Source organism: Mesorhizobium sp. L-8-10 (assembly GCF_016756635.1).
GTDB lineage: Bacteria > Pseudomonadota > Alphaproteobacteria > Rhizobiales > Rhizobiaceae.
This window is the reverse complement of sequence record NZ_AP023263.1, coordinates 6,101,857-6,118,863: the sequence shown is the minus strand read 5'-3', so window position 1 is coordinate 6,118,863 and position 17,007 is coordinate 6,101,857. Positions and strand designations below refer to the sequence as shown.

The window sequence follows — 17,007 nt, the reverse complement described above, 5'->3', positions numbered from 1 at the left end:
ATGGCCGAGGAGCGACCATCGCAGGCGATCAAGCGGCGCGGCTTGATGCTTGTGCTTTCCTCGCCGTCGGGCGCGGGGAAGTCGACTATCGCCCGCAGCCTCATCGAGAGCGACCCGGGTTTCGAACTTTCGGTGAGCGTGACCACGCGGCCGCGCCGCGGCAGCGAGATCGACGGCGTGCATTATCATTTCCGCAGCAGGCGCGAATTCGAAATGCTGCGCGACAACGACGCCTTGCTGGAGTGGGCGGAAGTGCACGGCAATTTCTACGCGACACCGCGCGAGCCTGCCGAAAGGGCGATGGCGGACGGCCGTGACATGCTGTTCGACATAGACTGGCAAGGCGCCAAGCAGCTCAAGGAAAAGATGCGCGGCGACATCGTCTCGATCTTCATCCTGCCGCCGTCGATGACCGAGCTGAAGTCCAGGCTGCAGCGCCGTGCCGAGGATTCCGCATCCACCATCGACACGCGCCTGAAGAACGCCAGGGTCGAGATCGAGCATTGGCGCGAATATGACTACGTCGTGATCAATCATGATCTCGACCGGGCGTTTGCGGAAGTAAGAGCGATCGTGACGGCGGAGCGGTTGCGCCGCGACCGCAGGCCCGGCCTGTTCGACTTCGTCTCGGGGCTGCTGGACGAGAAGCCGGAATAGGCCGGACAAGCGAGATCGTGATTGCGGGTTCGTTGGTGACGCCAGCGGGGCCGCGCGACCACCCTACAGCGCGTTTGCGAGTGCCACGAATTCGGCGACGCTCAGCGTCTCGGCCCGCCGGGTGCCGTCGATGCCGGTCGCTTCGAGGAGCCTTTCCCCGCCGACGCTCTTCAGGCTCTGGCGCAGCATTTTGCGGCGCTGGCCGAAGGCCGCTTCGGTGACCCGGCCAAGCTTGAGGACATCGGTCCGCACCGGCTCTGCCCGGGGCACGAGGTGCACGACCGACGATGTGATCTTTGGCGGCGGCACGAATGCCTGGCGCGGCACGTCGAAAACGATTCTCGCTTCCGTCCTCCAGCCGGCCAGAACACCCAACCGGCCATAGGCGCCGCTGCCCGGTGCGGCGACGATGCGTTCGGCGACTTCGCGTTGGAACATCAGGGTCATGGATGTGTAGAAGGGCGGCCAGACAGGAACGGTCAGCCAGCGTACCAGGAGCTCCGTGCCGATATTGTAGGGGAGGTTGGCAACGATCTTGAGCGGCTGGCCGTCCGCGAGTGCGGCGAAATCGATCTTCAGCGCGTCGTCGGCGACAATGTCGAGGCGACCGGGATAGTGGCCGGCGATCTCAGCCAGAGCGGCGAGGCATCGATCGTCGCGTTCGATCGCTACGACGCGCGCGGCGCCATGCATGAGAAGGGCCCGGGTGAGTCCGCCGGGGCCGGGGCCCACCTCGACCACGGTCGTGGCTTCGAGATTGCCGGCCGCGCGTGCGATCTTGCCGGTGAGGTTCAAGTCGAGCAGGAAGTTCTGGCCGAGCGACTTCTTCGCCGCGAGCCCATGGCGTTCGATCACGTCGCGGAGCGGCGGCAGCCCGTCGATGCTCATGCGGAGCCGGTCTTGCCGGTGCCGAGCCGGGCCGCGAGCTTCAGCGCGGCGATCAGGCTGTCCGGGCGCGCGATGCCACGGCCGGCGATGTCCAGGGCGGTCCCATGGTCAGGCGAGGTGCGAACTAATGGAAGTCCGAGCGTGACATTGACCGTGTCGTCGAAGCCTAGCGCCTTGGCAGGGATGAGGGCCTGGTCGTGATACATGCACAGGGCCGCGTCGTAGCGCTTGCGGGCCGCGGCGTGGAACATGGTGTCGGCGGGCCGCGGCCCGACCGCGTCGATGCCTTCGGCGCGCAGCGCCTCGACGGCCGGCCGCACGATCGTCTCGTCCTCGGTACCGATCGCGCCCTGTTCGCCGGCATGCGGGTTCAATCCGGCCAGCACGAGGCGTGGTCGCGCTATCGCGAAACGGTTCCGCAGATCGTTCGCGACAATCCGGCCGGTCGAGACGATCAGCTCGGTCGTGAGGACCGTCGGAACCTCGGCGAGGGGAATGTGTATGGTTACCGGTACCGCCCGCAGTTCGGGGCCGGCGAGCATCATGACCGGCTGGACCTGACGCCCCGTCTGCCGGGATGCAAGCTCGGCAAGATACTCCGTATGGCCGGGGAATGCGAAGCCGGCATCGTAGAGAGACTTTTTGGCGACCGGCAAGGTGACCACCCCGGAGGCCTTTCCGGCAAAGACATCGGCGACCGCACGGTCGATCGAAGCGACGATCCCCGCGGCATTGGCCGGATCGGCGACGCCAATCGTATCCGTGAAGCGCGACGGCAGCGGCGCGATCGGAAAAGCCTGCGCGAACACCTCGGCCGATTCGCCCGGCGTGACGGTCGCGACCGGCACGTCTCGACCGAGCGCTTTCGCGCGGGCGGCGAGAAGCTCGGGATCTCCGATCAGATAGAAAGGCGGAAGGTCGAGCGCCTGGCGGCCGAGCCAGGCGGCGACAGCGATCTCCAGGCCGATACCGGAAGGATCACCAGCCGTAAGCGCAAGCGGAAGCGGGATATTCTCGGACAATTGGGCTGCGCGTCATTGATCAGCGTTGGACGATCTTGGCCTTCTTGCGCAGTTCTTCCATATATTTTTTCGAGAAGTCCTCGGCTTCGCCGCCCTGCTTGGTCGCTTCGTTCTGGAAGACCATCTGCGCGACGCGGTCGTCGGAGACCTCCTTGGCGCTGCAGATGCCGATGAACTCGACGCCGCGCTCTGTTTCCCGGGCCGGGGTGGCCGCGCCGGTTTGCGTGCTCTTGATCGCATCGGCCCATGCCGGCGGCAGTTCGGGTGCAAGCACGCGGCCTAGGTCGCGCACGGTGACGTCGACCAGGCCCTTGGCGAATTCGCGGGTCTTGTCGCAGCCGGAGAACCGTGAGCGCATGGCGTCGGCCTCGCGCTTGCGCTTGCCGAGCAACGCCTTGCGGTCCGCAGCCGGCACCACGAAGACGACCTGCTGGAGCATGTATTCCGTGGCTTTGGGCTTGTTGCCGCCTTTCTGCAGCATGCGTTGCACCACATCCTGTTCGCTGAGCGTGCCGGATGCCCGATACTTCGCCTGCAGTACCTGGCTCCAGCCCATCTGCGAGCGGATGAAATCCTTGAAATGCGCCTTGGTCACGCCCGTCTGGTTGAGGATCTGGTCCATTTGGGCCGGCTGCATCTTGTTCTGGGCTGCGAAGCGGCCATAGGCGTCGTCGACCTGCTGGTCGGTGATCCTGATCCCCAGGCGCTTGGTTTCCGAAGTGCGGATCGCCTGCTCGATCAAGTCGTCAGCCGCCTCCTTGGCGCCGCCGGACCGACGCTGCAGCTTGAAGAAGGCTACCCGCCGCTGGATGTCGTAGGACGTGATAGGCACGTTGTTCACGACATATTTGATCTCGCTGGCATAGGCAACGTCGACGTCCAGGGCAACAGGAGCCGTGGCCATGGCCAACAGGAAAGCGATTCCGGATGCGGCGAGGCGCTTTCTGATCGCGGTCATGATAGTTGTCCCCGTTTACGGCACGCCCATGAGCCCGAGGCCGGGCGTGCTGAAAGCAGCAATTTCTCGCCGCCCTATGCGGCGAAACGATGACGCGTCATTGGATCGAGCCGAGAGAACTCGATCCGAAGTCGCCGATCGTGCGGAACGAGATGTTGAATCCCACCGTCTGAGAGGTTTCTCTCCTGTCGGTGCTCCGGAGTTCCGAGAAGGTCATCGAATAGGAGAAACACTCGTCGTCGTAAGCGAAACCGAACGAATCGCGCGTCGTCATGTTCGCCTCGAAGTCGTAAGTGCCCGATCCGAAGACGCGCCAATATTCATGCAGCCGTGCACTCGCGGCCAGCGTGACCTCCTTGCGGTCCGTGGGGAAGCCGTAGAGCGGCTGGGCCTGGATGAAGGCATATTTCGCCGTCAGCGATCCCCTCTTGGTGCTCAGACCGGCCCTGAGCTCGGCGCGGCGAACTTCGAGCGTCTGTTCGTCGAGACGGGTGCTCGCCGAAGCCGACAGGCCGAAGGGAGTAGCGAACCCGACCAGTCCGACATAGTCCGACCGTTCCGTTTCGAGGCCGGAATAGGCGCCGACATTCACGAGATCGGGGCTGTCGAAGGAGTTGTCGCCGGCGATGTGATAGGACTGACCGACGATCGCATTGGTCGTCCAGCCGCCGCCGAAAGTGCCCGAATAGCGGAATCCGACATTGGTACGGGTGCCGCCTTCGACGTGATCATAGCCGGAGAACTTGTCGCGCTCGAACAGGGTCGTGGCGTCGAAGACGAAGCTCTGGGCATCCTCGTTGGGGATACCCAGCGTCTCCTCGTATTGCTCGTTCGGGCGGGCAAAGATCTGAGCGACAGGCTCCAGCACATGTGTCGAGGAGGTCGACGAGAAAAGAACCGGCCAGCGCAGGTCGAGCCCGGCCGTGGCCATATAGCGATAATAGGCCGAACGCACATCCGCCGTCGCGTCGATTTGCGGGTTGGCAGCCATGGCGTTGATGGCCGCGACCGAAGCGGCGGTCTGGTTCACAAATGTCGAATCGGCCTGGAAGGCGAGCAGCGGGGTGACCACGAGCCCTCCGTCGCTGACGAAGCTTCGCTTCCACTCGGCGTCCGCCGTGACCCGCCCGCTGGTGCCCTCGATGCCGCGCACCGCAGTGACTTGCTTCTGGCGGACACCATCCACGGTTTCAAAGCGGAACGCCTCATCGAGCTTGTCGCGGTAGATCAGTCGGGAATTGATGTCGAGATTGAACTCGCCGCCCGCGACCGGATCATCATTCGTGAAGGAGTAGTCGAAGCTTGGCAGCACCCAGGGCTGCTGAGGATTGCGTGCCGAGGGGAAACGATCCTGAATACTCTCCTGCACCTGGAAGCGATAGCCGCGCAGATCGAAGAAGTTCCTGTCGCCCAGGCCCGTGAGATACACCTGCGAGGCGTTCACGAGGGCGGTGTAGCCCCCGATGCTGTAGGTCCTGGAAAAGTTCTTGTCCGTCTGGACCATGATGTCCCAGCCGGCCGTCCAGCGCTCGTTGATGACGAAGTCGCCCTTCGACGCGGCCATGCCTCGGAAACGGGTGGGGTCGGCTACCGTACCGCGGTCGACCGTATTGAGGTCGAAGGCATCGGGATCGCCCTGGCGGATACCGGCAATCTTGAGGTTGTACTGGCCGTTGTTGAAGCGCTGGCGCCATTCGGCCTGGCCCAGAAAGCCCTGACGGGAATAGTACCGACCCTGCAGGGTAAGATCGTAAGTCGGCGAGAGCGCGATATAGAAGGGCACGATCGCGCCGATACCGAGTTCGCTCTTGTAGGTTACCCCGGGGATCAGGAAGCCGGTCTTGCGCTTCACCGTCGGGTCGGCGACCTCGAAGGCCGGCAGGTAGGCGATCGGGAAGCCGAACATCTCGAAACGCGACTGCTCGAAGCGGACCGTCTTGGCCTTGCCGTCCCAGATGATCTTGCGCGCCTTGATGCGCCAGACCGGCGCCCTGTCGGGCCTTTCCTCGCAGGGTTCGCAAGCCGTGTAGACGCCATTGTTGAAGGTCGTGACCACGCCGCCCTCGCGGTCGGCGCTTTCGGCCGCGAAATAGGTCTTGTCCGGCGTCTCCACTCGCAGCGCGTTGACGAAACCGTCGCGGAAGTCGTCGGTGATGTCGATCTCGTCGGAATAGATCTTGTTGCCGTCCTTTTCGATGATCTGGACGGCCCCGCTCGCCACGAGCCGATTGGAATCGCGGTGATAGGTGACGCGCTGGGCAACGAGCCTGTTGCCGTCATAGTCGATCTGGACGCCGCCGACTGCCGTCACCGTGCGGTTGTCGTTGTCATAGACCAGCGTATCGGCCTCCAGCAGCATCTGCGCATTCGGCGAGACGTCGCGTTCGAGATCCAGAGATTGAGCATCGGCAGCCTGGGGCAGCGCGCCGCAAGCAAACAGGCACGCCAGAGCCGTTGCGCCGAGAAGGCGCTTCAGACGGACGAGCTTAGACCCCTCAGTTAGCGCGACCGCCACTAACCGTCCTCCTTGTACAGCAGAAACGTCACCCCAAAGAACATTGCCACGACAACCGGCAGCCATGCTGCGATTGCCGGTGGGACGAATCCCGCCGTGCCGAACGCTTTCACCAAAACCGAGCTAACATAAAGCAGAAAGCCGGCAACGATGCCACCCAAAATCATCGTTGCGGATTGTCCCAGACGCGCGAAGCGCATCGAGACGGTGGCGGCGATAAGCGTCATCGCCACAAGCAGCAGCGGCAGCGCCACGAGCGAGTGGAACTGCATGGCGAAGGCATTGGCCTTGAGCCCGAAAGACCGGGCGACCTCTATCTTGGCGGGCAGTTCGAAGAAGGGAATCGTGTCGGGCCTGGCGAGCCGCTCCTGCACGAATTCAGGGCGCAGATTCGTTTCCACCTCGAGGGATTCGATCTTCTGCGGCAGCGAACCCTCGACCATGCGCGAGACGTCGTGCAACTCCCAGTGGCCGTTGCGCAAATAGGCGCTGCGAGCGTCCAGCCGCTCAGCGATATTGTCGGCATTGTCGATGCGGAAGAACACGGCGTCGACCAGTTCCAGGCCCTGGTTGAGGACGCTGCGCGCCCCGATGATCGTGTCTCCGGCCCTGGTCGTTTGCCTTATCCATGGAGCGGACGCCGCGACGGCGGCCCCGTTGCCGGAGCGGTAGGAAGCCTCGATCTCCTCGGCGCGCGAATAGCCGGCGGCGGCGATCGGGTTCATTACGCCGACCGTCAGCAGACCGAGCAGCAGCGCGCCGAAGCAGGCGGGCCGGAGGAACTGCCAGGCGGACACGCCGACCGATCGTGCGACCACGAGCTCATATTTGCGGTTGAGCGAAACCAGGGTCGCCATCGCGGCGAACAGCGCGATGAACGGAACGGTCTGCTGCATCACCATGGGAACGCGCATCGCCGACACGGAAAGCGCCAGGCCGGCCGAGAAGCCGGGAATATCCGAGGTGCGGGACGACAGTTCGGTGAAGTCGATGATGAATACCAGCGCCGAAATGCCGATAAAGAACCACGACGTGATGACGACGTAGCGGAGGAAGAAGTAGCGGCTCAGCGTCCAACCCATGTCAGGCCGAGCCTCCGCCGGGAGACGAGGCGCCGAACAGCCGCAGTCTGAGGACGGTCAGGCGTTCTCCGACCTGGCGCAAAAGGGTGGCCGCGCGATCGGTCCAGTTGACAGGGAGTTCCATCGGCCTGTTGGTGGCCAGGCACCACACGGAAAGTCCCGCCGCGACGAGCGGAATGACGTAGAGCAGCGGCACATAGTTGGCGTCGGTCTCCGCTTTACCGGCAGCGAAGAAGCTGATCCAGCGGACGATCAGCGCAATGGTGAGCGCCGTGATCATCGGGTGGACGCGTGCCTCGCGATGCGAGCGGGCGTCGCCGGCCACCGCCAGCGCGATCAGCGCGAAAACAAGAGGATAGAGCCATTCGGTCAGCCGCTGGTGGAAGATCGAGTTGAACTCCTGCGGATTAGCCTTGAAGAACGGATCGTTCGGGTCGGGATCGGCCAGATAGGCGAGCGACCGGTCCTTCGCGTAGATGACCAGGTGCTGGCTGGCCGAAGTGAACACCGACAGGTCGAACACGTAGGAGGTGAAACGGATCACCGAAACTTCTCCTGCCGGCGTCTTGCGATGAACGACTCCGTCATTCATCACCAACATTGCGCGACCATTGCGGTTCGTCAGTGCGCCTTCCTTGGCATAATAGGCGAGATCGACATCCTTTTGCCGGGAGTCGGCGACGAAGATGCCGCCGAGCCGTCCGTCGGGCAGGCGTTCGCCGACCTGCACATAGAGGCCGTCGCTGACCTTGCGGAACGTGCCTTCGGTGATGACGGTCGAAAGAAGGTCGGCGCTTGCCTGGGCGAGCAGTGTGCGTACGCCGAGTCGCGCGCCGGGGTCGATGACGTTCTGCACGAAGAAGGAGGTCAGGCAGGCCCCGAGGGCAAGGGCCAGGGCCGGCCGGATGGTGGTCATCCTCGAACTGCCGGCCGCGCTGATCACGGCCAGTTCCGAATCGCTGTTCATCATCGTCAGCGTCTGGCTGATGCCGATCGCCACGGCGAAGGGCAGCACGACCGGGATGATCGAGGGCAGCACCAGCGTCGCCAGATGGAAGAAGGCCAAGGCGGATTGCCCGCTGTCGGTGACGAGGTTGATTCGCGACAGGGCCTGCACCGTCCACACCACGGCCAGCGTCCAGAACAGGGCTGCGAGCGCAACCACGAACGTCCGGCGTAGGATGTAGCGTTCGAGGATCTTCATCCGCAGGGCTATTCCATGTGCCTGCGCCGCCCGGCGCACCGTTGGCAAGCTGGAACGATCCGCCTGCGTGTTTCAATAGGTTGCGCCAAATCCTTGCGATCGGGCGCCGTGTTCTCCGAGCCAGCGCGATAGTTGAGCGACATTGGCTAACAAAGCGCCAATAGGCTAGGTAAACAAAGCCTTAACAGATCGCCTTCGCGCGTGGAAGCTCACGATTGCGTGCGTGGGAACCGGACAGCCGCGACGGCCAGCAGAGAGAAGACGACCAGCGTGGCGAGGCTCGCGAGAACCACGTCGGAAAGATAGTGGCCGCCGAACGACATCCGCAGCCCCGACGTCAGCACGGCAACGAAAGCGGCCACGGCGAAGGCGAAGGGTCTGAGACCGGCATATTGACGCGGCAGCAGCGCCACCAGGCAGATCAGCCAGGCAGAGGCTGCCGCCTCGCCGGAGATGAAGGAGCAGTTGGACTGGCAATAGGCCGAGATCTCGCCCGCGGGCACGAAGGGGAGCGGCCCGCCGAAGATGTCGGTCTGGACCGGCCGCGGGCGCCCCCAGAGTTCCTTGAAGATGCCGTTGACGATCAAGCCGACAGACAGCACGTAGGTCCAGAACACTGCGCCGACCCGCAGCGCCCACGGTCCCCACAATTCCTCGCCCATGCGCAGTCGCGTCAGGGCGGCCGCGGCCAATCCCGCTGCGCAGGCCGCGGGAAGATGTTGAAGGAACTGCCGCAGCGCCCTCATCGGAGCCATTTCGCCTGCTGGGAAGAAACCGCAGACGGAGCCGGCGCTTTTCGCCGAGCCGCAGGCTGTTTCATCGAAGAACAGAGCGGCGGCGGCGCGGTCGACGCCAGGAAAGAAATGGAACGCGAGGAGCGCCGCCAGCAGCGCCACTGTCAGAAGCAGGGCTGTCGTGACATCCGAAAAGGGGGACAGGTCCGGCAGATCGCTCGCCGGTTTCATGCTGACCTTGCCGTGGGTGCGCTGGCTCATAGGACGCGGCTCATTCCACTAGCGCAACGCCTCGTCAACCGCGAAATGGCGGCAACGGCCAAAAGCCGTGCCGGTGCGCCTTTCATGCGGCCGGCGGCCTTGCCAAAGCAAGCAAAACCGCCAAAGGTCGTTTTCCACTCGCCAGTTCTCAGCCAGGATTCCCGATGACATCGCCGACGATCAGCTTCGCCAAACTCGCGACCCCGAAAAAGGGTGTCGTCGTCCTGTTGTCGGCGGAAGAGGCCGGAATGAGCGAGGCCGCAATTGCTTGCGATCCCGCCAAGGTGCTCGATCGCGCCCTGACGGTCGCGGATTTCACCGGCAAGATGGGAACGAGCACCGACGTGCTCACGCCGGCGGGCACGCCCTATGAGCGCGTCGTCGTCGTTGGCGTCGGCAAGGTCTCGGCCCTGACCGAATATGGGTGGCTCCGGATCGGCGGTTCGGTATTCGGAGCATTGCGCAAGCCGACGGAGGTCGCCGTGATTCTCGATGTCCCGGAAACCAAGGTCGGTGCCGGGGATGCCGCCAATGCGGCGGCCGGCATGCTGCTGCGGGCCTACGTCTTCGACAAGTACAAGACACGCAAGGACGAGAATGGCGAGAAGACGCCGCCGCGTCAGGTGAAGATCACCATCCATTGCGCCGATCCTGCCGGCGCCCGGAAGGCCTTTGCCGCGGCCGAGGCTGCGACAGGCGGGGTGCTGCTCGCACGCGACCTGGTCAACGAACCGGCCAACGCCCTGGGACCGGTCGAGTTCGCCATGCGCGCCAAGGAATTGGAGAAGCTCGGCGTCAAGGTCGAGGTGCTCACGGAAAAGGAGATCAGGAAGCTCGGCATGGGCGCGCTCATGGGCGTGGCGCAGGGCTCCGCACGGCCGCCCCGGCTCGTCGTGATGGAGTGGAACGGGGGCAAGGCCAAGGACAAGCCGATCGCGTTTGTCGGCAAGGGCGTGACCTTCGACACCGGCGGCAATTCGATGAAACCCGCGGCAGGCATGGAGGACATGAAAGGCGACATGGGCGGCGCGGCGGTCGTCACCGGGATCATGCATGCCCTTGCCGCCCGCAAGGCCAAGGTGAATGCCGTGGGCATCATCGGCTGCGTCGAGAACAATGTCGACGGCAATGCCCAGCGCCCGGGCGACATCGTCACCTCGATGTCCGGACAGACTGTAGAGGTGCTGAACACGGATGCCGAGGGGCGGCTCGTGCTCTGCGATGTCTTGTGGTACTGCAACGACCGCTTCCAGCCGAAATTCATGATCGATCTGGCGACGCTCACCGGCGCGATCATGGTGGCGCTCGGAAACCACCATGCGGGGCTGTTCTCCAACAATGACGAGCTGGCGGCCCGGCTGTTCATGGTCGGCCAGTCGACGCAGGAGCGCGTGTGGCGGATGCCGCTCGGTCCCGACTACGACAAGCTGATCGATTCCAAGAACGCCGACATGAAGAACATCGGTGGCCGCTTCGGCGGCGCGATCATCGCGGCGCAATTCCTGCAGCGTTTCGTCAAGGACACGCCCTGGGCGCATCTCGACATAGCCGGCACGGCCATGGGCTCGCCGGCAAACGAGATCAACCAGTCCTGGGCGTCCGGCTTCGGAGTCCGGCTGCTGGACCGGCTGGTCCGGGACTACTACGAGGGATGATCCTTGGACGGCGATAGAGGCGGGTTCAGGGGGCTATGGCGGAAGTCCTGTTTTATCATCTGACGGAGTCCAGATTGGAGGAAGCGCTGCCGGGCTTGCTGAAACGCAGCGTCCAGCGCGGCTGGAAGGTTGTGGTCCAGACCGGGACCGAGGAGCGGCGCGACGCGCTCGACACGCTTCTTTGGACCTACCGCGACGAGTCCTTCCTTGCGCATGCCACCGACCGCGAGCCGCATCAGGCCGACCAGCCGATCCTGCTCACCACCGGCATGGCCAATGGCAACAATGCTGAGATACGCTTCCTGGTCGACGGTGCATCGCCGCCCGACCTGACATCCTACGCCCGCGCCGTCTTCATGTTTGACGGCCACGACGCCATGCAGCTGGAAGGCGCACGCGAGCAGTGGAAGGCCATGAAGGCTGCGGGTCATGCCGTCACCTACTGGCAGCAGACGCCGGACCGACGCTGGGAGCGTAAGGTTTGATGAAGATGAGTTCCCGATGCGCTTCTTCTTTCTCCTGATGCTCCTGGCTGGTGCCGTCCTTGGCATCGGATATCCCTTCGTCATCCAGAATTTCTCCGGAAAGGAGATCGGCTCGTGGCGCGTCTACGAGCGCGGTTCCGGTTTCCATTCGATCGAGACGAAGCTCTCGGCGGCAGACGTGCCGGTCCGGGTGCTGGTCGACATGACGTCGATCGGAGCGCCACGCCTGACCAACGAGCGCACCGTGCTGACCATCACGGCGGCGACAGGTGGCCGGACCGTGCTCGCCGAAACCCTGAACTTCGTCGATGCGGCTCCGCGCGCCGACAGTCCGCAGAGCGGCGAGCGGGTCTACCGCGACGACGGCGGTGTCATTTCCGACGCGAGCGACGGGCCCTATGTCTTCACGGTCGGCCCCGGAGATGCCGAGGGCATCGAAATGAAGTCGGTCGATCTCATTCTGCGCGCCGGCGCCGCAAGCTACGACGAACGTGCGCAACCTCTCGGCTTTGCCCTCATGGGCATAGGCTTCATCGGTTTCGTGCTGGCGCTGCGCCGCGGCGGTCATCCACCGAACCCCAATTCGCAGCCGCCGCGGTCGCGCTGGGGCAGGGGAGCGGGCGGCCGCTCCTGAAAGGGCGACGCCCGCGTAGGCTCGATTCGGTGTGCGGCAAATCGTATCCGCGTCCGGACGATGAAACCCGTGCTGCAAGTCCACAACTGCGCGGCATCACGAGGCCGCCAGAAGAATCTACGCACCCGGGGATTAGGCGCGCCCGCAGTTCCGTACACGGGCCATGAAACTCGGGAAGTCAGCCTTCGACGTGCTCGGCCAGTTAGGGGCGCTGCGGCGCTATGCCCGCTCGCTGACGCGTGACAGCGCCGACGCGGAAGACCTGGTGCAGGATGCGCTGGTGCGCGCCTATGAGCGACGCGCCAGCTTTCGCCACGGCGGCAATCTTCGCGCCTGGCTGCTGTCGATCCTGCACAACACCTTCGTCGACGGCAAACGCAGCCGACGGGCCGAAGCCATCCGCATCGAACGGGCCGGCGAACTGGCCGACGCTTTCCTCGACGCGCCCCAGGAGCATTCGCTTCGTCTCACCCAGCTTCGCGAAGCTTTTCTAGGGCTCAGCGAAGAGCAGCGCGCGGCGCTGCATCTCGTCGCGATCGAAGGACTTTCCTACCAGGAGGCGGCCGAAGCTCTCGCCATTCCGCTCGGGACGTTGATGTCGCGCATCGGCCGGGCGCGCGCCACCTTGCGCGAATTGGAAGAAGCTTCGCCGACCAAAGCCAGGCACCTCAAGCTTGTCAGAGGCAGCGATGAGTGACGTTCTCGATCCCGTCACCGATGCCGATCTCGATGCCTATGTCGACGATCAACTCGACGTCACCCGCCGCATCGAGGTTGAAGCGTTCCTGTCTGTCCGCCCCGAGACGGCGGCACGGGTGATGGCGGACCTGAGGACGCGCGATGAATTGCGCGTCGCGCTTGCGGGCGTGCGCGGTATGCCGCGCCCGGCGACAGCCGAGGCGGCGCGTCGGCTGGAGCGGGGCCTGTCGCGCCGCCGTCTCTTCGGCGCGTTGCAGCGCGCTGCCGCCGTGCTCGCCTTCGTGGCTGCCGGCTGGCTCGCCCATGAGATCGCATTGCCGATCGCCGTCACGGAGGTGGTTGCTTCGACGCCGCCGCCTGCCTATGTCGAGGACGCCATACGCGCGCACGGCACCTCGGTGCTGCGCGCCACGATGAGTTCCCAGCCGGAAGTGACGGACTACGATCCGGTCGAAATCCGTTCGGCCACGGCGATCGTCATGCCGGACCTGCCCGGCGACTGGGACGTGCGCGACGTGCAGATCTACCCGTCCCGCTTCGGACCGAGCGTCGAGATGGCCGTGGGTACAAGGCAGTTCGGGCCGGTTTCGCTCTTCGCCGTACGTCCCGGAAGCTTCGACGTCGTCCGGCCCACCTTGGTGCCGGCGGACGAGGCGTGGGCCGCCTATTTCCAGATCGGCGAGGTCGCCTACGCCCTGGTGGCGACGGGCGATCCGCACAAGTTGGAACGCGCGGCCAAGCGGCTTTTCGATACACTCCACTGAACCGACCATCCGACAGGAGACCCTGGATGAACACTCCCGACTACGGCTATCGCGCGGGCTTCGGTGCGCGCAGTGACGCGCTCTTCGACGAGGGCCTGCGACAGCATATGCTGCGCGTCTACAACTATATGGCGCTCGGTCTGGTGCTGACGGGCGTCGTGGCATTCACCGTAGCCTCGGTACCGGCGCTCTATGTGCCGATCTTCTCCACGCCGCTCAAATGGGTGGTGATGCTGGCTCCGCTCGCTTTCGTTTTCCTGTTTTCCTTCCGCATCCAGACGATGACGGCATCCGGCGCGCAGATGATGTTCTGGGCTTTCTGCGCTGTCATGGGGCTCTCGCTCGCTTCGGTGTTCCTGGTTTTCACCGGCACCTCGATCGCACGAACCTTCTTCATCGCGGCCACGATGTTCGGCGCCACCAGCCTCTACGGCTACACGACCAGGTCGGACCTCACCCGCTTCTCGTCCTTCCTGATCATGGGCCTTATCGGCGTGGTGATCGCCAGCCTGGTCAACATCTTCCTGGGCTCTTCGGCTTTGCAGTTCGCCATTTCGGTGATCGGCATCTTCGTCTTTCTCGGCCTGACCGCCTGGGACACGCAGACGATCAAGGAGCAGTATGCGGAGAATTTCGACTCCGACTCCCGGCAGAAGCTTGCGGTCTTCGGAGCCTTCTCGCTCTACCTGAATTTCATCAACATCTTCCATCTGCTGCTCCACTTCACCGGCGAGCGCGAATAGCACTGACGAGCAAAGGAAAGTAACGCACCATGGACAGGAACGACCAGCAGGCCATCGAGAGCCTCTTCGGCAAGCTCGCCGCTGTCGAGCGCCAGTCGCCTTCGCGCGACCCTCAGGCGGAAGATTTCATCCGCGGCCAGATCGCTCAGCAGCCCGGCGCGCCGTACTATATGGCTCAGACGATCGTCGTGCAGGAGCAGGCGCTGGAAGCCGCGCAGGCAAGGATCGCGGAACTCGAGGCCGAGGCAGCGCGTGCGCCGCAATCCTCCGGCGAGCTATTCTCCGGGCTGTTCGGTGACGGTCGCCGACCGGCGCGTTCGGGCTCCGTGCCGCGCGTCGGGGGCGGCGGTCCCGCCTTCGGTGGGCAATATGCCGCGCCTCCGGCGCAGCCCGCGCGTGGCGGCGGTTTCCTTGCCGGCGCTGCCCAGACCGCGATGGGCGTTGCGGGCGGCGTGCTTCTGGGCAACGCCATTGCCGGCATGTTCGGTGGAAACGAAGCCCAGGCAGCCGAGGAGGATGCTGGAGCCGATGATGCCGGCGCTGACGATGGCGGCTTCGGCGACATGGAGTTCTGATCGCCACGGAACCGGTGCGAGGGTGAGCCATCCTCGCACTATCTTGACAGCCTGAAACCCGGCAGACGCGACTCGCACAGGCCTGGCCGGGTATCTTCTCTCGCATCCATTGGGCGCGCAAAAGAACGTTCCGACACTCCGGAGCTACGGCATTGCTCTTCGGCCCAAGGCCGCGGCTTGGGCCCCAACGAGCCGCGATGCCGCCTCCGGCTGATCGACCGTCGTCTCGGCATTCAGCACCGGAGCGGCATTCGACAGGATTGCCTCACAGGCGATCGAGCGTGAGCAGGCCGGGATCGCCGCGCCAGGCCTTCTCGAACTCCTCGGTGGCTTTGCTTGCACCTGCCGCATCTCCTCTCGCCTTGGCCGTCTGCTGGAGGCCGTAGAGCGCCCAGGCGCTGCCTCGGACGTGTTCAAGCGCGGCCTCGAATTCCTTCTGTGCCTCATCGGGCTTGCCGGTCTTGAGGAGCGCGGCACCGAGAGATTGCCTCACCGGATAGTACCAGAAGGGCGGCTCCATATAGGGGATGGTGTCTTCGGCTTCGGCAGCCTTCCGCCAGTGCCCGATCGCATCGTCGTCTTTGCCCTCGGCCTGCGAAGCGCGAGCGCGGACCACGTCTTCGGCCACCTCCAGAACCGGGCGGGCGGGGACAGCCCAGGCGTCAAGGACCGACCAGTCCGTCTCCTGGGCGATGCGGTGAATGGCATCGGCCTCGGTGCGTGCGCCGGCCACGTCCTTCTTGGCCGCGAATGCCGTCCCTCTGGCATAGTGCCACATCGCCTTCACATAGGGCGGCGCGCCGGGCGGGTCGGGCATGGCCAGAACCGTGTCCGGGTCGGCATATTGCGCCCATGCGAAATACGGGGCTGCCTTCACAGGCTGCGCAATGGGCACCGCTGTCGCGACGTCGTTGCTCAGCCACTTGTCGAGTTTGTCGGCTTCGGCGAGCACGGTCTCGGCGTCGCCGAGAAGCTGCGCCGAGACCAAGGACGAAATGCACGTTGTGCGAATAATACCCGATCGGATAGACGCCGACTGCGCCTGTCTGGGCAATGTATGTCTCGTCCGCCTTGGAGGCTGCCTTGTTGGCCTCGAGTGAATCGGCATAGCGCCCGATACGATAATAGATGTGGCTGGGCATATGGACGATGTGTCCGGCGCCAGGCATGAGCGCTGCAAGCCGATCGGCATAAGGCTCGGCGCGTTCGGGCCGGTCCGAGGCTTCAACGAGATGAATGTAGAGATGAATCGCCCAGGGGTGGTCGGGAGCCTTGGCGAGCACGCCTTCCAGCCGCTTCTGGACATCAGCGGTGCGGCCTTTGGGCTCCTTGCCGCCCGGTTCCCAATAGTCCCACGGCTGGGTATCCATTGCCGCTTCGGCTGCCAGCACCGCCAGTTCGAGATCGTCCGGATATTTGTCCGAAAGGGCAGCCATGGCGTCAGCGAAGGACGCGTCGAGTTTGGGGCGTTCTGCGGCCGGATCCTCCGAATATCGCGTCGCCACCGCTTCGATCAGTTCCCTTTCCTTCTCGCTCGCTCCGGACGCGAGCGCCTGCGCTTTCTTGAGCGCAGCGATCGCCGGCGCATTCGCGGCCGGGTCCATCGGCACGTTGATGTTCGGGCCAAGCACGAGCGCCTCACCGAGGAAGCACATGGCGCAGCTCGGATCCAGGCGTTGCGCCTTGCCGAAAGCGCGCCTGGCTTCCGCGTGATTGAAATTGGCGGTCTGCCTGAGCCCTTGCTGGAAATAGCTCTGCGCCTCGCTGTTCTTGGTGCTGATCGGATATGTCAGAGAACCGAGATCGTTCCACAGCGGCGGGTCGGCTTCCTCGTAGGCCTTGATCGCCTCAGGCGACAAGCCCTGGGAGGGAAGGTTGGCAGCCATGCAATGGGGAGCCGCGGCGATGGCCTCGGGAACTTCGGTGACACCAAAATCCGCAACGGCTGCACCAACCCCGAATCCGGCGAAAACAAGCGTCGGCAATCCTGCAACTTGAAGTATATTATACAGTCTCATGTAAGCCTCCTTGCATGCTTGCGCGACAGCAGGTCTCTATTGCTTACGACTGCCCAAATCCAATGATCTTCCCGAAAGGCTTTCTTGGCAAATCAATTGACGATTCAGCGCGA

Annotated in this window: 17 protein-coding genes; 9 read left to right on the top strand and 8 right to left on the bottom strand. The window is 64.2% G+C overall.

Going from position 1 to position 17,007, the window contains the following annotated elements:
• A complete protein-coding gene (gene gmk / locus JN280_RS28675; RefSeq protein ID WP_446720792.1) occupies positions 1-657 on the top strand; it encodes a guanylate kinase in 657 nt (218 codons plus the stop codon).
• Positions 658-720: 63 nt separating this feature from the next.
• Here gmk and rsmA read toward each other — a convergent pair whose 3' ends face one another.
• The 7 genes from rsmA to JN280_RS28640 all read right to left on the bottom strand — a co-directional run bounded on the left by rsmA (position 721) and on the right by JN280_RS28640 (position 9,321).
• On the bottom strand, positions 721-1,545 hold the full coding sequence (gene rsmA / locus JN280_RS28670) for a 16S rRNA (adenine(1518)-N(6)/adenine(1519)-N(6))-dimethyltransferase RsmA (protein ID WP_202307348.1): 825 nt from the start codon (positions 1,543-1,545) through the stop codon (positions 721-723).
• Positions 1,542-2,567, bottom strand: a complete 1,026-nt coding sequence (pdxA, locus tag JN280_RS28665) for a 4-hydroxythreonine-4-phosphate dehydrogenase PdxA (protein WP_202307346.1) — start codon at positions 2,565-2,567, stop codon at positions 1,542-1,544. The genes rsmA and pdxA overlap by 4 nt, the downstream gene beginning before the upstream one ends.
• A gap of 19 nt (positions 2,568-2,586) precedes the next feature.
• The gene (locus tag JN280_RS28660; RefSeq protein ID WP_202307344.1) at positions 2,587-3,525 is read right to left on the bottom strand and encodes a peptidylprolyl isomerase; all 939 of its coding nucleotides are present in this window, start codon (positions 3,523-3,525) and stop codon (positions 2,587-2,589) included.
• A 97-nt stretch (positions 3,526-3,622) separates the two neighbouring features.
• Positions 3,623-6,040, bottom strand: coding sequence for an LPS-assembly protein LptD (locus JN280_RS28655; RefSeq protein WP_446720791.1), 2,418 nt, complete (start codon positions 6,038-6,040; stop codon positions 3,623-3,625).
• The gene (gene lptG / locus JN280_RS28650; RefSeq protein ID WP_202307342.1) at positions 6,040-7,122 is read right to left on the bottom strand and encodes an LPS export ABC transporter permease LptG; all 1,083 of its coding nucleotides are present in this window, start codon (positions 7,120-7,122) and stop codon (positions 6,040-6,042) included. The genes JN280_RS28655 and lptG overlap by 1 nt, the downstream gene beginning before the upstream one ends.
• Before the next feature lies 1 nt (position 7,123).
• Entirely contained in the window at positions 7,124-8,326 is a 1,203-nt protein-coding gene (gene lptF, locus JN280_RS28645; RefSeq protein WP_202307341.1) for an LPS export ABC transporter permease LptF, read from the bottom strand.
• Between the two features lie 209 nt (positions 8,327-8,535).
• Positions 8,536-9,321: a phosphatase PAP2 family protein gene (locus tag JN280_RS28640; protein WP_202307340.1), complete on the bottom strand. Its 786-nt coding sequence runs from the start codon at positions 9,319-9,321 to the stop codon at positions 8,536-8,538.
• A 164-nt stretch (positions 9,322-9,485) separates the two neighbouring features.
• On the opposite strand from JN280_RS28640, the gene JN280_RS28635 reads away from it, so the two are divergent.
• From JN280_RS28635 to JN280_RS28605, 7 genes are all read left to right on the top strand, one after another.
• Positions 9,486-10,976: a leucyl aminopeptidase gene (locus tag JN280_RS28635; RefSeq protein WP_202307339.1), complete on the top strand. Its 1,491-nt coding sequence runs from the start codon at positions 9,486-9,488 to the stop codon at positions 10,974-10,976.
• 35 nt (positions 10,977-11,011) lie between these two features.
• The gene (locus JN280_RS28630) at positions 11,012-11,461 is read left to right on the top strand and encodes a DNA polymerase III subunit chi (protein ID WP_202307338.1); all 450 of its coding nucleotides are present in this window, start codon (positions 11,012-11,014) and stop codon (positions 11,459-11,461) included.
• 16 nt (positions 11,462-11,477) lie between these two features.
• Entirely contained in the window at positions 11,478-12,095 is a 618-nt protein-coding gene (locus JN280_RS28625; RefSeq protein ID WP_202307336.1) for a hypothetical protein, read from the top strand.
• A 163-nt stretch (positions 12,096-12,258) separates the two neighbouring features.
• Positions 12,259-12,792: a sigma-70 family RNA polymerase sigma factor gene (locus JN280_RS28620; protein WP_202307333.1), complete on the top strand. Its 534-nt coding sequence runs from the start codon at positions 12,259-12,261 to the stop codon at positions 12,790-12,792.
• Positions 12,785-13,558, top strand: a complete 774-nt coding sequence (locus tag JN280_RS28615) for an anti-sigma factor family protein (protein ID WP_202307331.1) — start codon at positions 12,785-12,787, stop codon at positions 13,556-13,558. The genes JN280_RS28620 and JN280_RS28615 overlap by 8 nt, the downstream gene beginning before the upstream one ends.
• A 26-nt stretch (positions 13,559-13,584) precedes the next feature.
• Entirely contained in the window at positions 13,585-14,301 is a 717-nt protein-coding gene (locus JN280_RS28610) for a Bax inhibitor-1/YccA family protein (protein ID WP_202307329.1), read from the top strand.
• Positions 14,302-14,330: 29 nt separating this feature from the next.
• On the top strand, positions 14,331-14,876 hold the full coding sequence (locus JN280_RS28605; RefSeq protein ID WP_202307327.1) for a DUF2076 domain-containing protein: 546 nt from the start codon (positions 14,331-14,333) through the stop codon (positions 14,874-14,876).
• A gap of 265 nt (positions 14,877-15,141) precedes the next feature.
• On the opposite strand, the gene JN280_RS39615 is transcribed toward JN280_RS28605, so the two are convergent.
• Positions 15,142-15,864 carry a tetratricopeptide repeat protein gene (locus JN280_RS39615; RefSeq protein WP_244742205.1) on the bottom strand — a complete coding sequence of 241 codons (723 nt, stop codon included), beginning with the start codon at positions 15,862-15,864 and terminating at the stop codon, positions 15,142-15,144.
• Between the two features lie 154 nt (positions 15,865-16,018).
• Between JN280_RS39615 and JN280_RS39610 the strand changes: the two genes are divergently transcribed.
• A complete protein-coding gene (locus tag JN280_RS39610; protein ID WP_244742200.1) occupies positions 16,019-16,960 on the top strand; it encodes a hypothetical protein in 942 nt (313 codons plus the stop codon).
• The last annotated feature ends 47 nt before the right edge of the window (positions 16,961-17,007 follow it).